The organism is Streptococcus mitis, assembly GCF_946190065.1.
GTDB classification, from domain to species: Bacteria; Bacillota; Bacilli; order Lactobacillales; family Streptococcaceae; genus Streptococcus; species Streptococcus mitis_DE.
On the sequence record NZ_CAMHZD010000008.1, the window covers coordinates 59,201 to 84,599 of the forward strand.

The 25,399-nt window shown below is 41.8% G+C and carries 21 protein-coding genes and 1 tRNA gene; 17 read left to right on the forward strand and 5 right to left on the reverse strand.

All coding sequences use genetic code 11. The annotated features are described in order from the left end of the window. The first annotated feature begins 4 nt into the window (after positions 1–4). Positions 5–319: a winged helix-turn-helix transcriptional regulator gene (locus OCF96_RS05230; RefSeq protein WP_261446613.1), complete on the forward strand. Its 315-nt coding sequence runs from the start codon at positions 5–7 to the stop codon at positions 317–319. 94 nt (positions 320–413) lie between these two features. Here the strand turns inward: OCF96_RS05230 and tyrS are convergent, their stop codons facing one another. Next, positions 414–1,670, reverse strand: coding sequence for a tyrosine--tRNA ligase (tyrS, locus tag OCF96_RS05235; protein ID WP_020903398.1), 1,257 nt, complete (start codon positions 1,668–1,670; stop codon positions 414–416). A gap of 141 nt (positions 1,671–1,811) precedes the next feature. Between tyrS and pbp1b the strand changes: the two genes are divergently transcribed. The 7 genes from pbp1b (at position 1,812) to OCF96_RS05270 (ending at position 9,287) form a co-directional block, all read left to right on the forward strand. Then, positions 1,812–4,262 (forward strand): penicillin-binding protein PBP1B, encoded by a 2,451-nt coding sequence (gene pbp1b / locus OCF96_RS05240; RefSeq protein ID WP_261069753.1) that lies wholly within the window; start codon positions 1,812–1,814, stop codon positions 4,260–4,262. A gap of 56 nt (positions 4,263–4,318) precedes the next feature. Further along, on the forward strand, positions 4,319–5,230 hold the full coding sequence (locus OCF96_RS05245; protein WP_261446614.1) for a DMT family transporter: 912 nt from the start codon (positions 4,319–4,321) through the stop codon (positions 5,228–5,230). Positions 5,231–5,458: 228 nt separating this feature from the next. Beyond that, a complete protein-coding gene (gene dapD, locus OCF96_RS05250; RefSeq protein WP_000127460.1) occupies positions 5,459–6,157 on the forward strand; it encodes a 2,3,4,5-tetrahydropyridine-2,6-dicarboxylate N-acetyltransferase in 699 nt (232 codons plus the stop codon). A 67-nt stretch (positions 6,158–6,224) separates the two neighbouring features. Beyond that, entirely contained in the window at positions 6,225–7,355 is a 1,131-nt protein-coding gene (locus OCF96_RS05255; RefSeq protein WP_261446615.1) for an N-acetyldiaminopimelate deacetylase, read from the forward strand. An 11-nt stretch (positions 7,356–7,366) separates the two neighbouring features. Continuing rightward, a complete protein-coding gene (locus OCF96_RS05260; protein ID WP_261102585.1) occupies positions 7,367–7,906 on the forward strand; it encodes a 5-formyltetrahydrofolate cyclo-ligase in 540 nt (179 codons plus the stop codon). After that, on the forward strand, positions 7,890–8,570 hold the full coding sequence (locus OCF96_RS05265) for a rhomboid family intramembrane serine protease (RefSeq protein WP_261102584.1): 681 nt from the start codon (positions 7,890–7,892) through the stop codon (positions 8,568–8,570). Before OCF96_RS05260 ends, OCF96_RS05265 begins: the two co-directional genes overlap by 17 nt. A gap of 186 nt (positions 8,571–8,756) precedes the next feature. Continuing rightward, positions 8,757–9,287 (forward strand): AAA family ATPase, encoded by a 531-nt coding sequence (locus tag OCF96_RS05270; protein ID WP_261446616.1) that lies wholly within the window; start codon positions 8,757–8,759, stop codon positions 9,285–9,287. Positions 9,288–9,427: 140 nt separating this feature from the next. On the opposite strand, the gene galU is transcribed toward OCF96_RS05270, so the two are convergent. The 4 genes from galU to argS form a co-directional block, all read right to left on the reverse strand. Beyond that, a complete protein-coding gene (galU, locus tag OCF96_RS05275) occupies positions 9,428–10,327 on the reverse strand; it encodes a UTP--glucose-1-phosphate uridylyltransferase GalU (protein ID WP_261031739.1) in 900 nt (299 codons plus the stop codon). A gap of 21 nt (positions 10,328–10,348) precedes the next feature. Continuing rightward, positions 10,349–11,365 carry an NAD(P)H-dependent glycerol-3-phosphate dehydrogenase gene (locus OCF96_RS05280; protein WP_261446617.1) on the reverse strand — a complete coding sequence of 339 codons (1,017 nt, stop codon included), beginning with the start codon at positions 11,363–11,365 and terminating at the stop codon, positions 10,349–10,351. A gap of 168 nt (positions 11,366–11,533) precedes the next feature. After that, the gene (locus OCF96_RS05285) at positions 11,534–11,779 is read right to left on the reverse strand and encodes a hypothetical protein (protein ID WP_049532292.1); all 246 of its coding nucleotides are present in this window, start codon (positions 11,777–11,779) and stop codon (positions 11,534–11,536) included. A gap of 535 nt (positions 11,780–12,314) precedes the next feature. Next, on the reverse strand, positions 12,315–14,006 hold the full coding sequence (argS, locus tag OCF96_RS05290; RefSeq protein ID WP_261446618.1) for an arginine--tRNA ligase: 1,692 nt from the start codon (positions 14,004–14,006) through the stop codon (positions 12,315–12,317). Between the two features lie 136 nt (positions 14,007–14,142). Between argS and argR the strand changes: the two genes are divergently transcribed. From argR to OCF96_RS05335, 9 genes are all read left to right on the forward strand, one after another. Continuing rightward, a complete protein-coding gene (argR, locus tag OCF96_RS05295) occupies positions 14,143–14,589 on the forward strand; it encodes an arginine repressor (protein ID WP_001231476.1) in 447 nt (148 codons plus the stop codon). Positions 14,590–14,639: 50 nt separating this feature from the next. Beyond that, positions 14,640–17,174, forward strand: coding sequence for a DNA mismatch repair protein MutS (mutS, locus tag OCF96_RS05300; RefSeq protein ID WP_261446619.1), 2,535 nt, complete (start codon positions 14,640–14,642; stop codon positions 17,172–17,174). 145 nt (positions 17,175–17,319) lie between these two features. Next, positions 17,320–19,026, forward strand: coding sequence for a multidrug efflux ABC transporter subunit PatA (gene patA, locus OCF96_RS05305; RefSeq protein WP_261446620.1), 1,707 nt, complete (start codon positions 17,320–17,322; stop codon positions 19,024–19,026). Between the two features lies 1 nt (position 19,027). Further along, positions 19,028–20,794, forward strand: coding sequence for a multidrug efflux ABC transporter subunit PatB (gene patB, locus OCF96_RS05310; protein WP_261446621.1), 1,767 nt, complete (start codon positions 19,028–19,030; stop codon positions 20,792–20,794). Positions 20,795–20,932: 138 nt separating this feature from the next. Next, a complete protein-coding gene (locus OCF96_RS05315; RefSeq protein ID WP_000124770.1) occupies positions 20,933–21,622 on the forward strand; it encodes a gamma-glutamyl-gamma-aminobutyrate hydrolase family protein in 690 nt (229 codons plus the stop codon). A gap of 170 nt (positions 21,623–21,792) precedes the next feature. Continuing rightward, on the forward strand, positions 21,793–23,142 hold the full coding sequence (locus OCF96_RS05320; RefSeq protein WP_261446622.1) for a glucose-6-phosphate isomerase: 1,350 nt from the start codon (positions 21,793–21,795) through the stop codon (positions 23,140–23,142). A 127-nt stretch (positions 23,143–23,269) separates the two neighbouring features. Beyond that, positions 23,270–24,730 carry a glutamate--tRNA ligase gene (gene gltX / locus OCF96_RS05325; RefSeq protein WP_261446623.1) on the forward strand — a complete coding sequence of 487 codons (1,461 nt, stop codon included), beginning with the start codon at positions 23,270–23,272 and terminating at the stop codon, positions 24,728–24,730. Positions 24,731–24,743: 13 nt separating this feature from the next. After that, positions 24,744–25,178, forward strand: coding sequence for a cytidine deaminase family protein (locus tag OCF96_RS05330; protein ID WP_020902476.1), 435 nt, complete (start codon positions 24,744–24,746; stop codon positions 25,176–25,178). 144 nt (positions 25,179–25,322) lie between these two features. Then, positions 25,323–25,394 (forward strand) — tRNA-Glu (locus OCF96_RS05335). Positions 25,395–25,399 lie beyond the last annotated feature (5 nt).

Genomic DNA, 25,399 nt, shown 5'->3' on the forward strand with positions numbered 1-25,399 from the left:
AAAAATGTTAACAAATAAAAATTGGAACTGTAGTATGTCTCGAGTCTTAGATGTTGTTGGTGGGAAATGGAGGATGAATATATTATGGGTTATAAACAAGCATAAGAAAGTTCGTTTCAATCAATTGAGAAGAGAAGTTGAAGGGATTACAACTATCAGTTTGACACGTGGATTAGATGTTTTAATAGAGAACCAATTGGTTGAGAAATTTGATTTTGAGTCTATGCCACTCCATACAGAATATCAGCTAACAGAAAAAGGCAAATCACTGATGCCGATTTTAAAGGACTTAAATCAATGGGGAAAAGAATGGCTGTAATAACTTTTTAGCTGGGGAGTAACCTTACATAATTCTAGGGAAAAGTATATAAGAAAACCACGAAGTTCATACGAAACTTCGTGGTTTTACTTTCTTAATAAGTCAATACAAAGTATTTTTTCTTCCCACGACGGATAACAGTCAGTTCGTTCTCAAGCTTATCTGCGTCACTTAAGACATAGTCAAGGTCTTGGATACGGTCGCCGTTTACGTAGATAGCTCCGTTTTGGACGTCTTCACGGGCTTGGCGTTTTGAGTTAACCACACCAGATGACACGAGAAGTTCCACGATATTGTGGTTTTCATCCGCTTGAACTTGGTAGTTTGGCACTCCGCGAAGCCCTTGTTTGAGCTCTTTGACAGAAAGGTTTTTGATGTTTCCTGCAAAGAGTTGCTCAGTGATGTTGAGGGCTTCTTTGTAGGCTTCTTCGCCGTGAACAAGTGTTACGACTTCACGAGCCAATACTTTTTGTGCCAAGCGTTCGTGTGGAGCTGCTTCAAATTGTTTACGAATGTCTTCAATCTCATCAAGTGACAAGAAAGTAAAGATTTTCAAGAAGCGAACAGCGTCAGCGTCCATAACGTTCATCCAGAATTGGTACATTTCGTATGGGGAAGTCTTTTCAGGATTGAGCCAGACTGCGTTTCCTTCTGATTTACCAAATTTCTTACCAGTTGCATCTGTGATCAATGGAACAGTGATAACGTGGCCAGTCTTGTCAGCCTTACGACGAAGCAATTCGGTACCAGCTGTCATATTTCCCCACTGGTCAGAACCACCGATTTGAAGGGTAACGTTGTAGTCTTGGTTAAGGACGAAGAAATCGTAACCTTGCATGATTTGGTAGGCAAACTCAGTGTAAGAAATCCCTGTTTCAATCCGTTTTTTCACAGACTCCTTGCTCATCATGTAGTTGACAGTGAAGTATTTTCCGATATCACGGAGGAAGTCAATGAAGCTGATGCTGCCAAACCAGTCGTAGTTGTTGACCATGACAGCCTTGTTTTCGCCATTTTCAAAGTCAAGAAAACGAGAAAGTTGTCCTTGGATAGACTTGACCCAGCCATCTACTGTGTCTTTTGTTTGGAGACTACGTTCAGCATCTTTGAAGGACGGATCTCCAATGAGACCTGTAGCACCGCCAACGAGCGCATAAGGTTTGTGACCTGCTAGTTGCAAGCGACGACTTGTCAAGATTGCGACAAGATGGCCTAGGTGAAGGCTGTCAGCAGTTGGATCGTAGCCAGTATAATAAGAAACTTGACCTTCTTCTAGGGCTCTACGCAAAGCTTCTTCATCAGTCGTTTGAAAAATCAAACCACGCTCTTTTAGCTCATCAAAAATGTGCATGTGTCTTTTCTCCTTTTTAAAAATATTGTTTCTACCTATTGTATCACAAACTTGGGCAATAGCCTAGTAGAATAGGGAAGAAAGTGGCTATTTTATTGAAAGTTTACCTTTTATGGTATAATAGTTACAGTGAGGAAATCCATGCAAAATCAATTAAATGAATTAAAACAAAAAATGCTGGAATTTTTCCAGCTAGTAAAATCAAAAATAAATCATAAAAAATCAGAGAAAGTCTCAGAAGAGAAGCAGTCGGATGGGACAGGTGGGAAAGTTCTGGCTATCCTAGGTAGCATTTTAGTTGTTATCAAGGGAATTTTGAATACTCTCTTTATTCTAGGCTTTATCGGTGGGCTTTTTGGTGCTGGTGTAGCTCTTGGTTATGGAGTTGCTTTGTTTGACAAGGCCAAGGTTCCCCAATCGGAGGACTTGGTCAAGCAGGTTAAAAATATTTCTTCCATCTCAGAAATTGTTTACGCAGATGGGAGTGTCATTGCTTCTATCGAGAGTGATTTACTGAGAACTTCTGTCTCATCTGAGGAAATATCGGACAATCTCAAAAAGGCTATCGTTGCAACTGAGGACGAACATTTTCTTGAACATAATGGGGTTGTGCCAAAAGCTGTGATTCGGGCGACTTTGGGAACCTTTGCAGGTTTGGGCTCATCTAGCGGGGGCTCGACCTTGACCCAACAGTTAATCAAACAACAAGTGGTTGGAGATGCTCCGACTTTGGCTCGTAAGGCTACAGAAATTGTTGATGCCCTTGCCTTGGAACGCAACATGAGTAAGGATGAAATATTGACCACCTATCTCAACGTTGCTCCCTTTGGTCGAAATCATAAAGGGCAGAATATTGCAGGTGCCCAGCAAGCTGCTGAAGGGATTTTCGGTATCGATGCCAACAAGTTGAGTATTCCCCAAGCTGCCTTCCTAGCAGGTTTGCCACAGAGTCCGATTACTTATTCACCTTATGAAAATACTGGAGAGTTAAAGAGTGATGAAGATTTAGAGCTTGGTTTGAAACGAGCTAAGGATGTTCTCTATAATATGTACCGTACGGGTGCCTTGACTCAGGAAGAATACGACCAGTACAAGGATTACAATCTCAAACAAGACTTTTTGCCATCAGGAACTGTCAATGCTGTTTCAAGAGATTACCTTTACTTTACGGCTATGTCTGAAGCAACAGATCGTATGTATGATTATTTAATTCAGCAGGACAATGTCTCTAGTCAAGAGTTGAAAAAGGAAGCGATTCAAAAGGCATATCATGAGCGTGCTGAGCAGGAACTCAGTAATGGTGGCTACAAAATCACTACAACGATCAATAAAAAAATCCATAACGCCATGCAAAATGCAGTTGCTAACTACGGTCGTTTGGTAGATGATTCGACTGGGCAGCCTGAAGTAGGGAATGTTTTGATGGACAATAAAACGGGGGCTGTTCTAGGCTTCGTTGGTGGTCGTAATTACCAGACAAACCAAAACAATCACGCCTTTGATACCAAGCGTTCGCCAGCCTCTACAACCAAGCCTTTGCTGGCCTACGGTATTGCCATTGACCAAGGTTTGATGGGAAGCGCTAGTATCTTGTCAAATTATCCGACAAAATTCTCTAATGGCAATCCTATCATGTATGTGAACAGTCCAGGTACAGGCATGATGACTCTGGGTGAAGCCTTGAACTATTCATGGAATATCCCAGCCTATTGGACCTATCGCATGCTTCGTGAGAAGGGTGTAGATGTCAAGGGTTACATGGAGAAAATGGGTTACGAGATTCCGGAGTACGGTATCGAAAGTCTGCCTATGGGTGGTGGGATTGAAGTCACAGTTGCCCAGCATACAAATGGTTATCAGACACTAGCTAATAACGGTGTCTACCATCAGAAACATGTGATTTCTAAGATTGAATCATCTGATGGTAGAGTAATCTATGAATTCCAAGACAAACCAGTTCAAGTGTACTCGAAGGCAACAGCAACGATTATGCAGAGTTTGCTTCGTGAGGTGATTTCATCCCGAATCACTTCAAGTTTCCAAACAGACTTGACTTCTATCAATTCAAGCTTAGCTCGTGCAGACTGGATTGGGAAGACTGGTACAACTAATGAAGATGAAAATATGTGGCTCATGCTGTCAACACCAAGATTGACTCTAGGTGGTTGGCTAGGGCATGATGACAACCGCCCGATGGCTAAGGGGGCTGGGCATTATCGAAATGCCAAATATATGGCTTACTTGGTCAATGCTATCCAACAGGCTGAGCCTGGTGTTTGGGGCAATGAACGCTTTAATCTTGATTCTAGTGTGACCCAATCTCAGGTCCTCAAATCTACAGGGCAAAAGCCGGGCAAAGTATCCGTTAATGGAAAAACGGTGGATCTTTCAGGGGCTACTGTAACGAGTTATTGGGCTAATAAGGCGGGAGCTCCTACGACAAGCTATCACTTTGCTATTGGAGGAAGTGAAGCAGATTACCAAAATGCTTGGTCAAGTATTATTGGTAGTTTCTCATCTACACCAAGTTCAAGTAGTAGTTCTAGCAGTACATCAAGTTCATCATCTACACAACCAAATAGTAGAAGATAGGAAAGTGGCATTGATTGCCACTTTTTTCTTTTTTCCTTTCGTGTTACAATAAAGGTATGAATCAGTATCAGAAAAAGATTGTTAAAGGAACTATTTATTCGCTCCTATCCGGCTTAATCTGGGGAATCTGTGGAATTTTAGGAGAATATTTCTTTACTCATTATCAAGTGTCCTCTGGCTGGATTACCTCTATGCGTTTGACACTGGCAGGGAGTCTTGTGCTCATTTGGTCTGCAGTGCAATTAAAATCGCAAGTGCTAGATATTTGGCGAGATAAGAAAAATTACCTACCCTTTTTAGCCTATGCTATTTTGGGGATTTTTTCAGTTCAGTATTTTTTCTACCTCTGCGTAGAATATTCTAATGCAGCGACAGCAACTATTTTACAGTTTATTAGCCCTGTCTTTATCCTCTTTTACAATCGCTTGGTTTATCAAAAACGAGCGTCAAAAAGCGCTATTTTCTATGTTTTGATTGCCATGTTGGGTGTTTGCCTGATGGCGACAAAGGGAGATCTATCTCAGTTATCCATGACGCCACTGGCACTTATAACAGGTCTGCTGAGCGCTATGGGTGTTATGTTTAATGTTATCCTACCTCAACCTTTTGCTAAGCGTTATGGTTTTGTTCCCACCGTTGGGTGGGGGATGATTTTGGCAGGTTTATTTAGCAATGTCCTCTCGCCGGTTTACCAGCTTTCCTTTACTCTGGATATTTGGAGTATCTTGATTTGCCTTATTATCGCTTTCTTTGGAACGGCTTTTGCCTTTTTCATTTCCATGAAGGCAGTGTCCTTGGTTTCTCCTTTGGTGGTTTCCGTTATCAGTGCCAGTGAACCCCTGTCGTCTGCCCTTTTGAGCGTTTTATTTTTAGGCTTGGTAGTGGATTGGTCCCTCCTTCTAGCTATGGCCTTGATTATTTTGCCTATGATTTTCCTATCGGTAGAAGAAGCGAAAGAAAGTAAATAAAAAGTCTTTTCTTAATTCTAAAAGTGTGCTATACTAGAATAGTCAATAAAACACGGGGAGATAGTTGTGAAGAGTGTTTTTAGGTTGTATCGGTAGGGGCTTGCTTTTACCGACAGCACGTTTTATCTCACATCCCTAAAAATCATACCTAAAAACAAACAAAAAGGCTTCAAATTTGAGGCCTTTTTTGGTAGAATAGGTATCATTATAATGAACTAGGAGGCGCCTATGACTGCTACAAAAATGAACGCTCAAGAAATTATCCAATTTATCGCCAATGCTGAAAAGAAAACCAGTGTGAAAGTAACCTTTGAGGGACAACTCGCAACTGCTGTACCTAGCTCTGTTGTCAAACTAGGGAATGTCCTATTTGGAGACTGGAAAGATGTGGCTCCGCTTCTCGATGGTTTGGTAGAAAATCAAGACTATGTTGTTGAGCAAGATGCTCGTAATTCTGCAGTTCCCTTGCTAGACAAACGTGCTATCAACGCTCGTATCGAGCCAGGTGCTATTATCCGTGACCAAGTTGAAATTGGTGACAATGCTGTTATCATGATGGGAGCAGTCATCAATATCGGTGCTGAAATCGGTGCAGGGACCATGATTGATATGGGTGCTATCCTTGGTGGCCGTGCTATCGTTGGGAAAAACAGTCACGTTGGTGCAGGTGCCGTTTTGGCAGGTGTGATTGAGCCAGCTAGCGCAGAACCAGTCCGTGTTGGAGACAATGTTCTAATTGGTGCCAATGCAGTGGTTATCGAAGGGGTCCAAATCGGTAGTGGTTCAGTTGTCGCTGCAGGAGCTATCGTTACTCAAGATGTCCCAGAAAACGTGGTGGTAGCAGGTGTTCCAGCTCGTATCATCAAAGAGATTGATGCCCAAACCCAACAAAAAACAGCGCTAGAGGATGCGCTTCGTACCTTGTAATGGTAAAAGTAATAAAGAGGCGGAACCCTTCTTCCAGCCTCTTTCTGCTATATCGGAGGATAGATAGATGTTAGATTTGATTCAGACTAGACGAGATTTGCACCAGATTCCAGAGATTGGCTTGGAGGAGTTCAAGACTCAGGCTTACCTGCTGGATGTGATTGAAAAATTGACTGCGAGTAAGGATTTTGCTCAAGTTCGAACTTGGCGGACAGGGATTTTGGTCTATTTGCAGGGAAGTCAGCCGGAGCGGACCATTGGTTGGCGGACAGATATTGATGGTCTGCCTATCGTTGAACAAACAGGCCTTCCTTTTGCTTCTCAGCACCAAGGTCGCATGCACGCCTGTGGACATGATTTCCACATGACTATTGCCTTGGGCTGTCTTGAGCGAGCCCTTGAGGAGCAACCAAAGAACAATCTGCTCTTTCTGTTTCAACCTGCTGAAGAAAATGAAGCTGGTGGTATGCTCATGTATGAGGATGGCGCTTTTGGAGATTGGTTACCAGATCAATTTTATGGCCTCCATGTACGTCCAGATTTAAAAGTTGGCCAGATTGCGACCAATACTCATACACTCTTTGCAGGTACTTGCGAGGTGAAGATCCGTTTCAAAGGCAAAGGGGGACACGCAGCCTTTCCACATGAAGCTAATGACGCCTTGGTGGCGGCTAGTTACTTTGTGACCCAGGTGCAGTCAGTTGTCAGCCGCAATGTCAACCCAATCGAGGGAGCAGTGGTGACCTTTGGTCTTTTCCAAGCCGGAACAACCAACAATGTCATCACAGACACAGCCTTTTTACATGGAACTATTCGGGCCTTGACACAGGACATGAGTCTCTTGGTGCAAAAGCGGGTCAAAACAGTTGCAGAAGGAGTTGCAGCTGCCTTTGATATGGAAGTCGAAGTGGAACTCAAGCAAGGAGGCTACCTGCCTGTTGAGAATAATCCAGACTTGGCGCATGAACTGATGGACTTCTTTGAAGAAAAAGACGAAATTGAGTTGATTGATATCGAACCTGCTATGACAGGTGAGGACTTTGGTTATCTCCTTTCAAAGGTTGATGGCGTGATGTTTTGGCTAGGTATCGATAGTCCCTACGCCCTTCATCACCCTCAGATGAGTCCCAAGGAAGAAGCCTTAGCCATTGGGGTAGATGCGGTTTCTAGTTTTCTGAAAAAGAAGGCAGCAGAGTAGAGGAATTGTCTATGAAAGCAGAATTACGCAAGCAAGTCTTGCAAGAAATGAAAGCTGTATCTCAAGAACAAAAACAGGCTATAGACCAAGCTTTAACCGAGCGACTTTTACACCATCCCTTTTACCAAGAAGCTAAAGTCATCGCAACTTATCTCTCTTTTCCTCATGAGTTTCAAACGCAGGAACTGATTGAGCAGGCGCTTAAGGACGGCAAGAAGGTTTTGATACCTAAAACTTATCCCAAAGGGCGCATGGACTTTGTAGTCTATGATCCGCAACAGTTGGTAAAAACTTCCTTTGGATTACTGGAGCAACAGGGAAATTTGGAAGTTGTGGATGTTTCAAAAATTGATTTGATTCATGTTCCTGGTCTGGCTTTTACGACCAAGGGCTATCGGATTGGCTACGGTGGAGGTTATTATGACCGCTATTTGGAACATTTTACTGGCCATACTTTGAGTACAGTTTATCATTATCAAGTTCAGGACTTTATCCCTGAAAACCATGACATTCCTGTTCAGGAGGTTCTGATTGATGAAGGAAATCTTTGATAGACGTTACCCTGTGACGAGTTTCTTCCTTTTAGTGACGGCCTTGGTGTTTCTATTAATTCTGGTGACTACAGGTGGAGACTTTGACAGGGCGGATACATTATTTCGATTTGGAGCCATGTATGGGCCGGCTATTCGCCTCTTTCCTGAGCAGGTTTGGCGTCTCTTCTCTGCCATTTTTGTTCATATTGGGTGGGAACATTTCATTGTCAATATGCTTTCGCTATATTATCTTGGTAGGCAAGTAGAGGAGATTTTCGGATCCAAGAAGTTTTTCTTTCTCTATCTCTTATCTGGAATGATGGGCAATCTCTTTGTTTTTGTATTTAGTCCAAAATCCTTAGCTGCAGGAGCCTCTACCTCTCTTTATGGGCTATTTGCCGCGATTATTGTTCTTCGCTATGCAACTCGTAATCCTTATATCCAGCAGTTGGGGCAATCCTATCTGACACTTTTTGTGGTTAACATTATTGGAAGTGTTCTGATTCCAGGAATCAGCCTAGCAGGCCATATCGGAGGTGCAGTCGGTGGAGCATTTCTAGCAGTCATCTTTCCAGTTCGAGGAGAAAGACGGATGTATAGCGCTAGTCAGAGACTGGTAGCGTTAGTGTTATTTGTAGGACTCGCAGTCTTACTTCTCTACAAGGGAATGGGCTATGTGTAGGGAATGAATAGTTAAATGCGCATGGATTCAGTTGCCAATAAGTCATCTACAAAGATGGCTTTTTTGTTGCAAAATTGGAAGGATAGCGAGTTTCTTGTATCTTATGATTTGATGAATTTGTCTGATCTTTAATAGACTAAAAAATGCTATAATAGTCAATAATAAAAGAATGGACGAGGTAGTCGAATGGAAAATTGTGTTTACATCATTTCAGGTCCTCCTGGTGTTGGGAAAAGCACAGTCAGTAAGGAGTTGGCCTATTCTTTTAAGAAAAGTGCAGTAATTGAAGGCGACATGATTTATTTAATGATTAAAGGAGGACTCGTGGCTCCTTGGGAAGATGATGGTTATTACATGGATTTATTTTGGGATAATATCATCAGTCTGATCAATAATTTCATCGACCGAGGTATTACCGTTGTGATAGAATATGTCATTTTTGAAGAGCAACTAAAGAAAATTGCAACCTTCTTAAAAGAAAAACAAGTTGCCCTAAAATATTGTGTCTTAATGGCCGAAGAAAAAATCTTGAAAGATAGGGATGGTTCTCGAAAAGAAACTGAAAGAGTGGGCAACTTATCAATACAAGCAAGAAGTGAATTTCTAGCTAAAAATAAGGAAAAGGAAAAACATTTTCTGTATACAGATGATTTAAAAGTCCCCAAAATAGCAAATATCATTAAAACTTCAAATCGATTTTTGATTGAAAATCTGTAATCCGTCATTAAGGACTGAGGTTGAGTTGGTAGATTTAGAGACATATCACATAAATTTTTAAATTGTATGTAAATTTGTAAAATAATTAAGTCTCCAGAGTCAACTTGCTGGAGACTTAATTTATTATCTGGAAACTAATTCTATTCCTTCTCAGCCAATTCTTTTCCAAGTTGGATGATGTAATCTTTCAAGTCATCTTTGACTTGTGGGTGCTTGAGGGCGTAGTCAATAGATGTTTTCATAAAGCCAAACTTATCGCCAACGTCGTAACGAGCTCCTGTAAATTCACGGGCGAAAACACGTTGTGTTTTATTAAGTGTATCAATAGCGTCGGTAAGCTGGATTTCATTTCCAGCACCGGGAGCTTGATTTTCGAGGATCTCAAAAATTTCTGGTGTGAGCAGATAGCGGCCGATGATTGCCAAATCACTTGGAGCATCTTCTGGAGCTGGTTTTTCTACGAAAGTTTCGACGCTATAGAGACCATTAATTCCTTCACCTTGAGGAGCGATAACTCCATATGCTGAAACGTCTTCATGAGGAACAGGCATAACAGCAATTGTTGATGCGTGGGTTGTCTCGTAATCGTTCATTAATTGTTTTGTCAAAGGTACAGCGTGGTCATCTGTGATATCCATTAGGTCGTCACCAAGCATGACAACGAAGGGCTCATTCCCCACAAAAGCTTTTGCTTGTAAGACAGCATCACCAAGACCACGAGGATGGCTTTGACGGATAAAGTGAAGGCGAATGCCAGTTGTTTCGTCTACCAATTTTAGCAAGTCATGTTTGCCTTTTTCTTTGAGGTTGTACTCAAGCTCAAAGTTTGAGTCAAAGTGGTCTTCAATAGAACGTTTTGATTTACCAGTAACAACCAGAATATCTTCAATACCTGATTTAAGAGCTTCTTCTACGATAAACTGGATAGTTGGTTTATCTACAATTGGTAACATTTCTTTGGCAAGGGCCTTTGTTGCTGGTAAAAATCGAGTTCCAAGCCCAGCGGCAGGGATGACTGCCTTTCTAACTTTTGATGTCATAAGTATCCTTTCTTTAGAGGGTTAAGACCACTCATTTTCTGCTTTAAATTCATTGTTCATGATGTCATAAATGGCATCTTTGATATTGGTTCCGTGGTAGATAACTTGGTAAATGGCCTGTGTAATTGGCATATAGACTCCAAGTTCTTGCGCTAGTTCATAGGCTGCTCGAGTCGTTGAGATTCCTTCAATCACCATGCCCATATTGGCTTCGATATCAGCTAAAGATTCTCCACGACCAAGAGCATCTCCAGCTCTCCAGTTACGAGAGTGGATGGAAGTTCCCGTTACAATCAAATCTCCCACACCAGATAAGCCGCTATAGGTCAATGGATTGGCTCCGAGTGCTACCCCTAGACGAGTAATTTCTGCCAAACCTCGAGCGATAATGGCTGCCTTGGCATTGTCACCAAATCCTAGACCATGTAAAGCTCCAGCACCGACAGCAATAATATTTTTGAGAGCACCAGCGGTTTCGACCCCGATAACATCCGTATTGGTATAAAGTCGGAAGTAGTGATTACTAAAGAGTTCTTGAACGTATTGAGCTGTGTGTAAATCTTTAGAAGCGGCAGTGATTAAAGTCAGGTCACGTACAATGGTTTCTTCCGCATGACTAGGTCCTGAAACAACGACAATATCACTGCGGAGATGTTCAGGAATTTCTTCTTCAAGGATGGTTGATAATCGTTTATGGCTATCAGTCTCTAATCCCTTTGATGCGTGCATGATGATAGCCTTATGGTCTAAGGTTTTTGCAACTTGTTGGGCAACAAGTCGTGTCACTTTTGTTGGGACAACAAACAAAATCGCATCTACATCTTTCAGTGCCTCTGATAAGTCGGTGTAGGCAATGATATTTTCATCTAGAACGACATCTTTAAAGTAGTGTTTGTTAGTATGATAGGTATTAATTTCATTGATTTGCTCGGGAATGTTTCCCCAAATACGTACCTCGTGTCCATTGTCATTTAAGACTTGTGAAAGAGCAGTTCCCCAAGAACCAGGCCCCAAGACGGCGATGGTTTGTTTTTCCATGATTTCCTCCTTAATAGAGTCCTTTTCATTATTCTATCATATTCTAGAGGATTTTGCACTTGCATTGCTGGGGAGTGGTTGCTTTGTTACTTGAAAAATATATAAAAACCGAGGCTAAGTATTAAACTCTTAGTCTCGGTTTTTATATTCCTTAAAGAATAACTCGGTTTATTTCAATTGATCTGTAATGTCTTTTGATAGCAACATTCCCAGATGATAAGTTTTATTGATGTAAGCAATGACATCATTGATATTTTCAGTCGTGTGAATTTTTTCTTTGATGTCAGTCCTAAATGTTTCATCCTTCAAAAGTTGTTCTTGGTAGAGTCTTTGAAGCCGTTCTTTCTCGTACTTGTTGAGCAGAAAAAGGAACACCAAGCTAATTACAACGAGGATATAAGCATATTGGCTCATAGGAAATCTCCCTGTATGATAAAGAAGTAGTAGTGAGTAAATCGATTTAGTGGACCTAAAATAGCAGAACAAGCCAGCAAAACTTGATAAGTCTCTTAACCAAATCGATATTATTTGGTTAGGTGAATTAGTAAATCGTTTAGGCAATGCGCCACATAGTTACGACGTATTGTAATAGAAATCGATATTATTTCTATTACAATACTAGTGAAGCAGTTAGCTAGTCCGCATATAAGCGGCTAGCGTCTAACAATTAGGAACTTTAGTTCCAATAACTTTAAGATTACGACGTCATGGCTTCTAAATCGATTATATTTAGGGGCCATGACTAGTGAAGCGCCTAGCCAAAGTCCGAATAGGATTTGGCGTTAGTTACTTAGATTGCTTTACAATAAAGTGATTAAAAGATTACGACATGACCCCAACCAAATCGATATTATTTGGTTGGGTGAATTAGTGAAGCGTTTAGGCAATTCGCCATATAGCGATTGCCGTCAAGAGACTAGGAACTTTAGTTCCAGTCTCTTGTAACGATTTACATCTTCTCTGGCGCTTCTACTCCAAGCAAGCGAAGGGCTTCTTTGAGAACGACTGCGGTTGCGTAGCTGAGTGCTAGACGGCTGTCGCGTTCTGGACTTTCATCCAAGATACGTGTATGTGCATAATATTTGTTGAAGGCTTGAGCCAGGCTAATTGCAAATTTTGCAATGATAGAAGGTTCAAAGTTATCCGCCGCACGGTTGATAATACGTGGGAAGTCTTGGATGAGTTTGATGATTTCCCAGCTTTCTGCATCATTCAAGCTATAGTTGCCAGCAGTTTCTGGTTTAAAGTCTGCTTTGCGTAAGATAGATTGAATACGAGCATAGGCATATTGAACGTAAGGTCCAGTTTCACCCTCGAAGGATACCATAGCTTCTAGGTCGAAGTCGTATCCATTTGTACGGTCGGTTTTGAGGTCATAGAATTTAATGGCTCCAACCCCAACAGCATGGGCTACCTGATCTTTATTTTCAAGTTCAGGATTTTTTGCTTCAATTTGGGCTTTGGCACGACTAACAGCCTCAGCAACAGTAGGCTCTAGCAAGATGACATTCCCTTTACGAGTAGAGAGTTTCTTGCCTTCTTTTGTAACCAAACCAAAAGGAACGTGAGTAATGTCGTCACTCCAGTCGTAGCCCATCTCTTTCAAGACAGCTTTGAGCTGTTTAAAGTGGGCAGATTGCTCTTGACCAACGACGTAGATAGATTTGGCAAATTGGTATTCATTTTTACGGTAAAGGGCTGCAGCCAAGTCACGTGTGATATAGAGAGTTGCACCATCAGATTTCTTGATAAGGGCTGGATGTTCAATTCCATATTTCTCAAGATTCACAACTTGGGCACCTTCTGATTCAACAAGAAGTCCTTTTTCAGAAAGAATGTCTACAACTGCATCCATCTTATCGTTGTAGAAGGCTTCTCCGTTATAGCTGTCAAATTCAACCTTTAATTCATTGTAAAGGCGGTTGAATTCCACCAAACTTTCATCACGGAACCATTGCCAAAGAGCAAGAGCTTCCTCATCTCCATTTTCAAGTTTACGGAACCATTCGCGCGCTTCTTCATCCAAGCTAGGGTCGTTTTCAGCTTCAGCGTTGATGCGGACGTAGAGTTTAAGAAGTTCATCAATTGGATGAGCTTTTACAGCTTCTTCGTCACCCCATTTTTTGTAGGCAACAATCAGCATCCCAAACTGCTTACCCCAGTCTCCTAAATGATTGACCTTGACTGTTTGATAACCGATTTTTTGGAAGATATGTGACAAGCTATCTCCGATAACAGTTGAGCGCAGGTGACCAATAGAAAATGGTTTAGCGATATTGGGACTAGACATGTCGATCACAACATTTTCTTGTTTGCCAATAGTTTGGTCAGCATAGTGTTCTTTTTCAGTGATAACTGCTTGCAATACTTGAGCAGAAATGGCAGATTTATCAAGGAAAAAGTTGACGTAAGGTCCTGTTGCGACAACCTTTTCAAAGGCTTGGCTGTTAATTTTTTTAGCCAGTTCAGTCGCAATCATTTGAGGTGCTTTACGTTCGACTTTTGCAAGAGAAAAAGCAGGGAAAGCGATGTCTCCCATTTCTGAGTTTTTAGGGGTTTCCAGTAAATTTAAAATAGCCTCTTGGTCCAGGCTATCAATGATACTAGCCAACTCGCTAGCAATCAATTCTTTTGTATTCATTCAAGAGCTCCTTTTTGGACTTTTCTACTATTTTATCACAATTTTAAAGAAAGAAGAAAAAATTTTTGAAATCTCCTATTTTTTTGGTATAATATAGTTATAAAAATAGTTATAAATATGCATATAAGAGGATTTTATGAGAAAAAGAGATCGTCATCAGTTAATAAAAAAAATGATTACTGAGGAGAAATTAAGTACACAAAAAGAAATTCAAGATCGGTTGGAAGCGCACAATGTCTTTGTGACGCAGACAACCTTGTCTCGTGATTTGCGCGAAATCGGCTTGACCAAGGTCAAGAAAAATGATATGGTGTATTATGTACTAGCAAATGAGACAGAAAAGATTGATTTGGTGGAATTTTTGTCTCATCATTTAGAAGGTGTTGCAAGAGCAGAGTTTACCTTGGTGCTTCATACCAAATTGGGAGAAGCCTCTGTTTTGGCAAATATTGTAGATGCAAACAAGGATGAATGGATTTTAGGAACAGTTGCTGGTGCCAATACCTTATTGGTCATTTGTCGAGACCAGCACGTTGCCAAACTTATGGAAGATCGTTTGCTAGATTTGATGAAAGATAAGTAAGGTCTTGGGAGTTGCTCTCAAGACTTATTTTTGACAAGGAGAGACGGAAAATGGCGACAGAAAAGCTATCACCCGGCATGCAACAGTATGTGGATATTAAAAAGCAATATCCAGATGCTTTTTTGCTCTTTCGGATGGGTGATTTTTATGAATTATTTTATGAGGATGCGGTCAATGCTGCGCAGATTCTGGAAATTTCCTTAACGAGTCGCAACAAGAATGCCGACAATCCGATTCCTATGGCGGGTGTTCCCTATCATTCTGCCCAACAGTACATCGATGTCTTGATTGAGCAGGGTTATAAGGTGGCTATCGCAGAGCAGATGGAAGATCCTAAACAAGCAGTTGGGGTTGTGAAACGAGAGGTTGTTCAGGTCATTACACCAGGGACAGTGGTCGATAGCACTAAGCCGGACAGTCAGAACAATTTCTTGGTTGCTATAGACCGTGATGGCAATCAATTTGGTCTAGCTTATATGGATCTGGTGACGGGTGACTTTTATGTGACAGGTCTTTTGGATTTCACGCTAGTTTGTGGGGAAATCCGTAATCTCAAGGCGCGAGAAGTGGTATTGGGTTATGACTTGTCTGAGGAGGAAGAACAAATCCTTAGTCGTCAGATGAATCTGGTACTTTCCTATGAAAAAGAAGGCTTTGAAGACCTTCATTTACTGGATTCACGATTGACAGCTGTGGAGCAAGCGGCATCTAGTAAACTGCTTCAGTATGTTCATCGGACTCAGATGAGGGAATTGAACCACCTCAAGCCTGTTATCCGCTATGAAATCAAGGATTTCTTGCAGATGGATTATGCGACCAAGGCTAGTCTGGATTTGGTTGAGAATGCCCGTTCAGGCAAGAAGCAAGGCAGTCTTTTCTGGCTTTTGGATGAAACCAAAACAGCTATGGGAATGCGTCTCTTGCGTTCTTGGATTCATCGCCCCTTGATTGATAAGGAACGAATCGTCCAACGCCAAGAAGTGGTGCAGGTTTTTCTCGACCATTTCTTTGAGCGCAGTGATTTGACAGACAGTCTCAAGGGTGTTTATGACATTGAGCGCTTGGCTAGTCGGGTTTCTTTTGGCAAAACCAATCCCAAGGATCTCTTGCAGTTGGCGACCACCTTATCCAGCGTGCCACGGATTCGTGCAATTTTAGAAGGAATGGAGCAACCTGCTCTAGCTTATCTCATCGAACAACTGGATGGAATCCCTGAGTTGGAGAGTTTGATTAGTGCGGCGATTGCTCCTGAAGCTCCCCATGTGATTACAGAAGGCGGCATTATCCGGACTGGATTTGATGAGACTTTAGACAAGTACCGTCGTGTGCTCAGAGAAGGGACTGGTTGGATTGCTGAGATTGAGGCCAAGGAGCGAGAAAACTCTGGTATTAGTACGCTCAAGATTGACTACAATAAAAAGGATGGCTACTATTTCCATGTGACCAATTCGCAACTAGGAAATGTGCCTGCTCACTTTTTCCGCAAGGCAACGCTGAAAAACTCAGAACGTTTTGGAACCGAAGAATTAGCCCGTATCGAGGGAGATATGCTGGAGGCGCGTGAGAAGTCAGCTAACCTAGAGTACGAAATTTTTATGCGCATTCGTGAAGAGGTCAGCAAGTACATCCAACGTTTGCAGGCTCTAGCCCAAGGAATTGCGACGGTTGATGTTTTACAAAGCTTGGCAGTTGTAGCTGAAACCCAGCATTTGATTCGGCCTGAGTTCGGTAACGACTCACAAATCAATATCCAGAAAGGGCGTCATGCTGTCGTTGAAAAGGTTATGGGGGCTCAGACCTATATTCCAAATACGATTCAGATGGCAGAAGATACCAGTATTCAACTGATTACAGGGCCAAACATGAGTGGGAAGTCAACCTACATGCGTCAGTTAGCCATGACGGCAGTTATGGCTCAGTTGGGTTCTTATGTGCCAGCAGAAAGCGCTCATTTGCCGATTTTTGATGCGATCTTTACCCGTATCGGAGCAGCAGATGACTTGGTTTCAGGTCAGTCAACCTTCATGGTGGAGATGATGGAGGCCAACAATGCCATTTCGCATGCGACCAAGGACTCTCTCATTCTCTTTGATGAATTGGGACGGGGAACTGCAACTTACGACGGTATGGCTCTTGCTCAGTCTATAATCGAATACATTCACGAGCATATCGGAGCCAAGACCCTCTTTGCGACCCACTACCATGAGTTGACTAGTCTGGAGTCTAGTTTACAACACTTGGTCAATGTCCACGTGGCAACCTTGGAGCAGGATGGGCAGGTCACCTTCCTTCACAAGATTGAACCAGGACCAGCCGATAAATCCTACGGTATCCATGTTGCCAAGATTGCTGGCTTGCCAGCAGACCTTTTAGCAAGGGCGGATAAGATTTTGACTCAGCTAGAGAGTCAAGGAACAGAAAGTCCTGCTCCCATGAGACAAACAAGTGCCGTCACTGAACAGATTTCACTCTTTGATACGGCAGAAGAGCATCCTATCCTAGCAGAATTAGCTAAATTGGATGTTTACAATATGACACCCATGCAAGCTATGAATGTCTTGGTCGAGTTAAAACAGAAACTATAAAGAGAAAATTACTAGTCATTCTAGCTGTATCAAGGAGACTTCTTTGACAAGTTCTCACTTTTTTGCTAGAATAACATCACACAAACAGAATGAGAAGGAGCTGACACATTGTTGCTCCCTTTTGTCTATTTTTTAAGGAGAAAGTATGCTGATTCAGAAAATAAAAACCTACAAGTGGCAGGCCTTGGCTTCGCTCCTGATGACAGGCTTGATGGTTGCTAGTTCACTTCTGCAGCCGCGTTATCTGCAGGAAGTGTTAGATGCCCTCCTTGCTGGGAACTATGAAGCTATTTATAGTATCGGGGCTTGGTTGATTGGTGTGGCCCTGCTCGGTTTGGTTGCTGGTGGGCTCAATGTTGTCCTCGCAGCCTATATTGCCCAAGGAGTTTCATCTGACCTTCGGGAGGATGCCTTCCGTAAAATCCAAACCTTTTCTTATGCCAATATTGAACAATTTAATGCGGGAAATCTAGTCGTTCGCATGACAAATGATATCAACCAGATTCAGAACGTGGTCATGATGACCTTCCAAATTCTTTTCAGACTTCCCCTCTTGTTCATCGGTTCCTTTATCCTGGCGGTTCAAACCTTACCTTCTCTGTGGTGGGTGATTGTTCTCATGGTAGTCTTAATTTTTGGATTGACTGCTGTCATGATGGGAATGATGGGACCTCGTTTTGCCAAGTTTCAAACCCTTCTTGAGCGCATCAATGCCATTGCCAAGGAAAATCTACGCGGTGTTCGTGTGGTCAAGTCCTTTGTTCAAGAAAAAGAGCAGTTTGCTAAGTTTACGGAGGTTTCAGACGAGCTTCTCGGTCAAAATCTTTACATTGGTTACGCCTTTTCAGTAGTGGAACCTGTCATGATGTTGGTCGGTTATGGGGCGGTTTTCCTCTCTATTTGGCTAGTTGCAGGGATGGTTCAATCTGATCCGTCAGTTGTTGGTTCCATTGCTTCCTTTGTTAATTACCTGAGCCAGATTATCTTTACCATTGTTATGGTTGGATTTTTGGGAAATTCTGTCAGTCGTGCTATGATTTCTATGCGTCGTATTCGAGAAATTCTTGACGCAGAGCCAGCCATGACCTTCAAGGATGTACCAGATGAAGAGTTGGTCGGCAGTCTTAGCTTTGAAAATGTGACCTTTACCTATCCAATGGATAAGGAACCGATTCTGAAAGATGTGACCTTTACTATCGAACCTGGTCAAATGGTTGGTGTAGTTGGAGCGACTGGTGCAGGAAAATCAACCTTGGCTCAATTGATTCCACGTCTCTTTGATCCGCAGGAAGGGGCCATCAAAATTGGAGGCAAGGATATTCGAGAAGTGAGTGAAGGAACCTTGCGTAAAACTGTTTCTATCGTTCTTCAACGTGCCATTCTCTTTAGTGGAACGATTGCAGATAACTTGAGACAGGGTAAGGGAGATGCTACTCTATTTGAAATGGAGCGTGCAGCCAATATTGCCCAAGCCAGTGAATTCATTCATCGTATGGAGAAAACCTTTGAAAGTCCAGTTGAGGAACGGGGAACCAACTTCTCAGGTGGGCAAAAGCAAAGGATGTCGATTGCGCGTGGAATTGTCAGCAATCCGCGTATTCTGATTTTTGACGATTCGACCTCAGCCTTGGATGCCAAGTCAGAGCGTTTGGTTCAGGAAGCCTTGAATAAGGACTTGAAGGGAACAACAACTATTATCATCGCTCAAAAGATTAGCTCGGTAGTTCATGCAGACAAGATTTTGGTTCTAGATCAAGGACGATTGATTGGTCAAGGCACGCATGCAGACTTGGTTGCCAACAATGCTGTTTACCGTGAAATCTACGAAACACAGAAAGGAAAGGAGGAGTAAAATGAAGACAGTTCAATTTTTTTGGAATTATTTTAAAATCTATAAGCTATCATTTGTAGTTGTTATCCTGATGATTGTTCTGGCGACTCTTGCCCAAGCTCTCTTTCCGGTATTTTCTGGACAAGCAGTAACGCAGCTAGCTAATTTAGTTCAAGCTTATCAAGATGGCAATCCAGAACTTGTTTGGCAAAGTCTATCAGGAATCATGGTCAATCTTGGCCTGCTGGTTTTGGTTCTATTTATCTCTAGTATGATATACATGTGCCTCATGATGCGCGTGATTGCAGAGTCGACCAACGAGATGCGCAAAGGCCTCTTCGGTAAGCTTGCTCGCTTGACGGTTTCTTTCTTTGACCGCCGACAAGATGGCGATATCCTGTCTCGTTTTACCAGTGATTTGGATAATATTCTCCAAGCTTTTAACGAAAGCTTGATTCAGGTCATGAGCAATATTGTTTTATACATTGGCCTGATTCTTGTCATGTTTTCGAGAAATGTGACGCTGGGGCTCATCACTATCGCTAGCACACCAGTGGCCTTCCTTATGCTGATTTTTATTGTAAAAATGGCACGCAAATACACCAACCTCCAGCAGAAAGAGGTAGGGAAGCTCAACGCCTATATGGATGAGAGTATCTCAGGTCAAAAAGCTGTGATTGTGCAAGGGATTCAAGAGGATATGATGGCAGGATTTCTTGAACAAAATGAGCGCGTGCGCAAGGCAACCTTTAAAGGAAGAATGTTCTCAGGAATTCTTTTCCCTGTCATGAATGGGATGAGTCTTGTTAATACAGCCATCGTCATCTTTGCTGGTTCAGCTGTACTTTTGAATGATAAGTCTATTGAAACAAGTACAGCCCTAGGTTTGATTGTTATGTTTGCCCAATTTTCTCAGCAGTACTACCAGCCTATTATCCAAGTTGCGGCTAGTTGGGGAAGTCTTCAGTTAGCCTTTACAGGTGCTGAACGGATTCAGGAAATGTTTGATGCTGAGGAAGAAATTCGTCCTGAGAAGGCGCCGATCTTTACTAAGTTGCAAGAAGGTGTTGAAATCAGTCATATTGATTTTTCATACTTGCCTGATAAACCTATTTTGAAAGATGTCAGCATTTCTGCCCCTAAAGGCCAGATGACTGCAGTTGTTGGTCCGACGGGTTCAGGAAAAACCACCATTATGAACCTTATCAATCGCTTTTATGATGTTGATGCTGGTGGGATCTATTTTGATGGCAAAGACATTCGTGACTATGACTTGGATAGTCTCAGAAGTAAGGTGGGAATTGTCTTGCAAGATTCGGTTTTATTTAGCGGAACGATTCGAGACAATATCCGTTTTGGTGTGCCAGATGCTAGTCAAGAAATGGTTGAGGCAGCAGCAAAAGCAACCCACATTCACGACTATATCGAAAGCTTACCTGATAAGTATGATACCCTTATAGATGATGACCAGAGTATCTTCTCAACTGGACAAAAACAATTGATTTCTATAGCTCGAACCCTGATGACAGATCCAGAAGTTCTCATTCTCGATGAAGCAACTTCAAACGTAGATACGGTGACAGAAAGTAAGATTCAGCATGCCATGGAGGCGGTTGTAGCAGGAAGAACTAGTTTCGTCATTGCCCACCGCTTGAAAACCATTCTCAATGCAGACCAGATTATCGTCCTTAAAGACGGAGAAGTGATTGAACGTGGTAACCACCATGAACTCTTGAAACTAGGTGGATTCTATTCAGAACTCTATCACAATCAATTTGTCTTCGAATAAGAAAGAAGTTGTCCTATGTGGACAGCTTTTTCTTGTCCATAAAAAATATTTATCACAGCCTTAAAAAAAACATATTAGACGAAAGGCGTTTTGAGTGATATGATAGGACTATCGTTAACATTCGAAAGGAGAGGCATCATGGCTAGAACGGTTGTAGGAGTTGCTGCAAATCTATGTCCCGTAGACGCAGAAGGCAAAAACATTCATTCATCTGTATCTTGTAGATTCGCAGAGAGCATTCGTCAAGTCGGTGGTCTCCCTTTAGTCATTCCTGTTGGTGATGAGTCAGTTGTACGTGATTATGTAGAAATGATTGACAAACTTATCTTGACAGGCGGTCAAAATGTCCATCCTCAGTTTTATGGAGAGAAAAAGACCATCGAGAGTGATGATTACAACCTAGTGCGCGATGAGTTTGAATTGGCACTCTTGAAGGAAGCGCTTCGTCAGAATAAACCAATTATGGCAATCTGTCGTGGTGTTCAACTTGTCAATGTTGCCTTTGGTGGAACCCTCAATCAAGAAATTGAAGGTCACTGGCAAGGACTACCTTTCGGAACATCTCACTCTATTGAGACAGTAGAAGGAAGCGTAGTAGCTAAGTTATTTGGAAAAGAAAGTCAGGTCAATTCTGTCCATCGTCAAAGCATTAAAGATTTAGCACCTAATTTCCGTGTAACTGCTATCGATCCAAGAGACCAGACCATTGAAGCGATTGAGTCTATCGACGAACATCGCATTATCGGTTTACAGTGGCATCCAGAGTTTCTGGTTAATGAAGAAGATGGTAATTTAGAACTATTTGAGTATTTATTGAATGAACTGTAACGACTGGGGCATCTGGTCGTTCTTTCTTTTATTTTTTCAAAATTTTAGGAATGTAGGATTTTTACGCAAACGTTTGAATTCTGATAAAAATTGGAGAAATTCGACAAAAAAACTTGAAAAAAACGAAGGTAAGCGTTATGATAGAAAAGAAGAAATATTGGAGGAATAACATGTCACATATTAAATTTGATTATTCAAAAGTTTTAGACAAATTTGTTGCACCACATGAAGTGGAATACATGCAATCACAAGTAACAGCAGCAGATGAATTGATCCGTAAAGGAACTGGTGCTGGTAGCGACTTCTTGGGATGGTTGGACCTTCCTGAAAACTATGACCGCGAAGAATTTGACCGCATCTTGAAAGCTGCTGAGCAAATCAAATCAGACAGCGATGTTTTGGTTGTAATCGGTATCGGTGGATCTTACCTTGGTGCGAAAGCAGCAATCGACTTCTTGAACCACCACTTTGCAAACTTGCAAACAAAAGAAGAACGCAAGGCTCCACAAATCCTTTACGCAGGAAACTCAATCTCATCTACTTACCTTGCTGACTTGGTAGAGTACGTAGCTGACAAAGACTTCTCGGTAAACGTGATTTCTAAATCAGGTACAACAACTGAACCAGCTATCGCTTTCCGTGTCTTCAAAGAACTTTTGGTTAAGAAATACGGTCAAGAAGAAGCAAACAAACGTATCTATGCAACAACTGACCGCCAAAAAGGCGCTGTTAAGGTTGAAGCAGATGCTAACGGTTGGGAAACATTTGTTGTTCCAGATGATATCGGTGGACGCTTCTCAGTATTGACAGCCGTTGGTTTGCTTCCAATCGCAGCATCAGGAGCTGACATCAAAGCCCTTATGGAAGGTGCGAATGCAGCTCGCAAAGACTACACTTCAGATAAAATCTCTGAAAACGAAGCTTACCAATATGCAGCTGTTCGTAATATCCTTTACCGTAAAGGCTATGCAACTGAAATCTTGGTAAACTATGAGCCATCACTTCAGTACTTCTCAGAGTGGTGGAAACAATTGGCTGGTGAATCAGAAGGAAAAGACCAAAAAGGTATCTATCCAACTTCAGCCAACTTCTCAACTGACTTGCACTCACTTGGTCAATTTATCCAAGAAGGAACTCGTATCATGTTTGAAACAGTTGTCCGTGTTGGCAAACCTCGTAAAAACGTGATTATCCCTAGCTTGGAAGAAGACCTTGATGGACTTGGTTACCTTCAAGGAAAAGACGTTGACTTTGTAAACAAAAAAGCGACTGATGGTGTTCTTCTTGCCCACACAGATGGTGATGTACCAAACATGTACGTGACTCTTCCAGAGCAAGATGCTTTCACTCTTGGTTACACTATCTACTTCTTCGAATTGGCTATCGCCCTTTCAGGTTACTTGAATGCTATCAACCCATTTGACCAACCAGGTGTTGAAGCTTACAAACGTAACATGTTTGCTCTCCTTGGAAAACCAGGATTTGAAGAATTAAGCAAAGAACTTAACGCACGTCTATAATAGAAGAAAAGAGTGGTTTGTCCACTCTTTTTACTCTCTTTATCCATAGAAATTGGACTCAGCCAAGACTTGTGATATAATATAGAGAGCAAAAAGGCAGACGCCTAGAGACTTTATAGGAGAAACTATGTCAAAAGATATCCGCGTACGTTACGCACCAAGTCCAACAGGACTACTACACATCGGGAATGCCCGTACAGCATTGTTCAACTACCTTTACGCACGTCATCATGGTGGAACTTTTATCATTCGTATCGAAGATACTGACCGTAAACGTCATGTCGAGGATGGTGAACGTTCACAACTTGAAAACCTTCGCTGGTTAGGTATGGATTGGGATGAAAGCCCAGAAACACATGAAAATTACCGCCAGTCTGAGCGTTTGGACTTGTATCAAAAATACATCGACCAACTGTTAGCTGAAGGAAAAGCCTACAAATCTTACGTTACAGAAGAAGAGTTGGCAGCTGAACGCGAACGCCAAGAAGCAGCTGGCGAAACACCACGCTACATCAATGAATACCTTGGTATGAGTGAAGAAGAAAAAGCAGCTTACATCGCAGAACGTGAAGCAGCAGGGATCATCCCAACTGTTCGTTTGGCTGTCAATGAGTCAGGTATCTACAAGTGGCATGATATGGTCAAAGGCGATATCGAATTTGAAGGTGGCAATATCGGTGGTGACTGGGTTATCCAAAAGAAAGACGGTTACCCAACATACAACTTTGCCGTTGTCATCGATGACCATGATATGCAAATTTCTCACGTAATCCGTGGAGACGACCACATTGCTAATACACCAAAACAGCTCATGGTTTATGAAGCACTTGGTTGGGAAGCTCCAGAGTTTGGTCACATGACTTTGATTATCAACTCTGAAACTGGGAAAAAATTGTCTAAACGTGACACTAACACCCTTCAGTTTATCGAAGACTACCGTAAAAAAGGTTATTTACCAGAAGCAGTCTTTAACTTTATTGCTCTTCTTGGTTGGAACCCAGGTGGAGAAGATGAGATTTTCTCTCGTGAAGAATTGATTAAACTTTTCGATGAAAACCGCCTCAGCAAGTCACCGGCAGCCTTTGATCAGAAGAAACTCGACTGGATGAGCAATGATTATATCAAGAATGCAGACCTAGAAACTATCTTTGAGATGGCAAAACCATTCTTAGAGAAAGCAGGCCGTTTAACTGACAAGGCTGAAAAACTAGTTGAGCTCTATAAACCACAAATGAAATCAGTAGATGAAATTATTCCATTGACAGATCTTTTCTTCTCGGATTTCCCAGAATTGACAGAAGCAGAGCGCGAAGTCATGGCGGGGGAAACAGTCCCAACAGTTCTTGAAGCCTTTAAAGCAAAACTCGAAGCAATGTCAGATGATGAATTTGTGACAGAAAATATTTTCCCACAAATCAAAGCAGTCCAAAAAGAAACAGGTATTAAAGGGAAAAATCTTTTCATGCCTATTCGTATTGCAGTTTCAGGTGAAATGCATGGGCCAGAATTGCCAGATACAATTTTCTTGCTTGGACGTGAAAAATCAATTCAGCATATCGCAAACATGCTAAAAGAAATCTCTAAATAAGAAGGATGCAACAATGGACATCTGGGAAAAGATGTACGAAGAAGCACAGAAACTATACAATCCACATGAAGTATCAGACTTTGTTTATGCCAATCATGTTGTAGCTGCAGTAGAAGCAGAAGATGGACAAATATTTACAGGATTCTGTATGGAGGGAACCTGTGGTGTGTTCCATCTCTGCGCAGAACGAGCTGCCCTCTTCAATATGTACCAATTCTCGGGACAAACTAAGGTTAAGAAAGTATTAGCTTTTCGAGACAAACCACCTTATGGTGGAAGTTCAGCCATGCCTTGCGGTGCTTGTAGAGAATTCCTTTTAGAACTTAATGCTGAAAATAAAGATGCAGAATTCATGATGGACTATAATATAAGAAAAACAGTTAAAGTCGCAGAACTAATCCCCTATTGGTGGGGAGAAGAACGTGCTTCTAAGTTTAATAATCAATAGAAGAGTCAGTAAAATTCTGGCTCTTTTTACTATAATTTGAAAAAATGTACTTGAAAAGAATTGAAAATTTGTAAAAAGTTTAAAAAAGTAGTTGACAAAGTATGAAAAGTGGGTATAATAGTAAGAGTTGAAAATAACAACTCAGGTCCGTTGGTCAAGGGGTTAAGACACCGCCTTTTCACGGCGGTAACACGGGTTCGAATCCCGTACGGACTATGGTA

What these genes read in the sequence shown, in the direction of transcription:
- OCF96_RS05285 (WP_049532292.1), bottom strand. Translation starts at nt 11,779, where the DNA reads ATGAGCCAATATGCTTATATCCTCGTTGTAATTAGCTTGGTGTTCCTT.
- OCF96_RS05245 (WP_261446614.1), top strand. Translation starts at nt 4,319, where the DNA reads ATGAATCAGTATCAGAAAAAGATTGTTAAAGGAACTATTTATTCGCTC.
- dapD (WP_000127460.1), top strand. Translation starts at nt 5,459, where the DNA reads ATGACTGCTACAAAAATGAACGCTCAAGAAATTATCCAATTTATCGCC.
- OCF96_RS05315 (WP_000124770.1), top strand. Translation starts at nt 20,933, where the DNA reads ATGGCTAGAACGGTTGTAGGAGTTGCTGCAAATCTATGTCCCGTAGAC.
- OCF96_RS05265 (WP_261102584.1), top strand. Translation starts at nt 7,890, where the DNA reads ATGAAGGAAATCTTTGATAGACGTTACCCTGTGACGAGTTTCTTCCTT.
- patA (WP_261446620.1), top strand. Translation starts at nt 17,320, where the DNA reads ATGCTGATTCAGAAAATAAAAACCTACAAGTGGCAGGCCTTGGCTTCG.
- OCF96_RS05280 (WP_261446617.1), bottom strand. Translation starts at nt 11,365, where the DNA reads ATGGAAAAACAAACCATCGCCGTCTTGGGGCCTGGTTCTTGGGGAACT.
- mutS (WP_261446619.1), top strand. Translation starts at nt 14,640, where the DNA reads ATGGCGACAGAAAAGCTATCACCCGGCATGCAACAGTATGTGGATATT.
- patB (WP_261446621.1), top strand. Translation starts at nt 19,028, where the DNA reads ATGAAGACAGTTCAATTTTTTTGGAATTATTTTAAAATCTATAAGCTA.
- argR (WP_001231476.1), top strand. Translation starts at nt 14,143, where the DNA reads ATGAGAAAAAGAGATCGTCATCAGTTAATAAAAAAAATGATTACTGAG.
- tyrS (WP_020903398.1), bottom strand. Translation starts at nt 1,670, where the DNA reads ATGCACATTTTTGATGAGCTAAAAGAGCGTGGTTTGATTTTTCAAACG.
- galU (WP_261031739.1), bottom strand. Translation starts at nt 10,327, where the DNA reads ATGACATCAAAAGTTAGAAAGGCAGTCATCCCTGCCGCTGGGCTTGGA.
- pbp1b (WP_261069753.1), top strand. Translation starts at nt 1,812, where the DNA reads ATGCAAAATCAATTAAATGAATTAAAACAAAAAATGCTGGAATTTTTC.
- OCF96_RS05320 (WP_261446622.1), top strand. Translation starts at nt 21,793, where the DNA reads ATGTCACATATTAAATTTGATTATTCAAAAGTTTTAGACAAATTTGTT.
- gltX (WP_261446623.1), top strand. Translation starts at nt 23,270, where the DNA reads ATGTCAAAAGATATCCGCGTACGTTACGCACCAAGTCCAACAGGACTA.
- OCF96_RS05230 (WP_261446613.1), top strand. Translation starts at nt 5, where the DNA reads ATGTTAACAAATAAAAATTGGAACTGTAGTATGTCTCGAGTCTTAGAT.
- OCF96_RS05270 (WP_261446616.1), top strand. Translation starts at nt 8,757, where the DNA reads ATGGAAAATTGTGTTTACATCATTTCAGGTCCTCCTGGTGTTGGGAAA.
- argS (WP_261446618.1), bottom strand. Translation starts at nt 14,006, where the DNA reads ATGAATACAAAAGAATTGATTGCTAGCGAGTTGGCTAGTATCATTGAT.
- OCF96_RS05330 (WP_020902476.1), top strand. Translation starts at nt 24,744, where the DNA reads ATGGACATCTGGGAAAAGATGTACGAAGAAGCACAGAAACTATACAAT.
- OCF96_RS05260 (WP_261102585.1), top strand. Translation starts at nt 7,367, where the DNA reads ATGAAAGCAGAATTACGCAAGCAAGTCTTGCAAGAAATGAAAGCTGTA.
- OCF96_RS05255 (WP_261446615.1), top strand. Translation starts at nt 6,225, where the DNA reads ATGTTAGATTTGATTCAGACTAGACGAGATTTGCACCAGATTCCAGAG.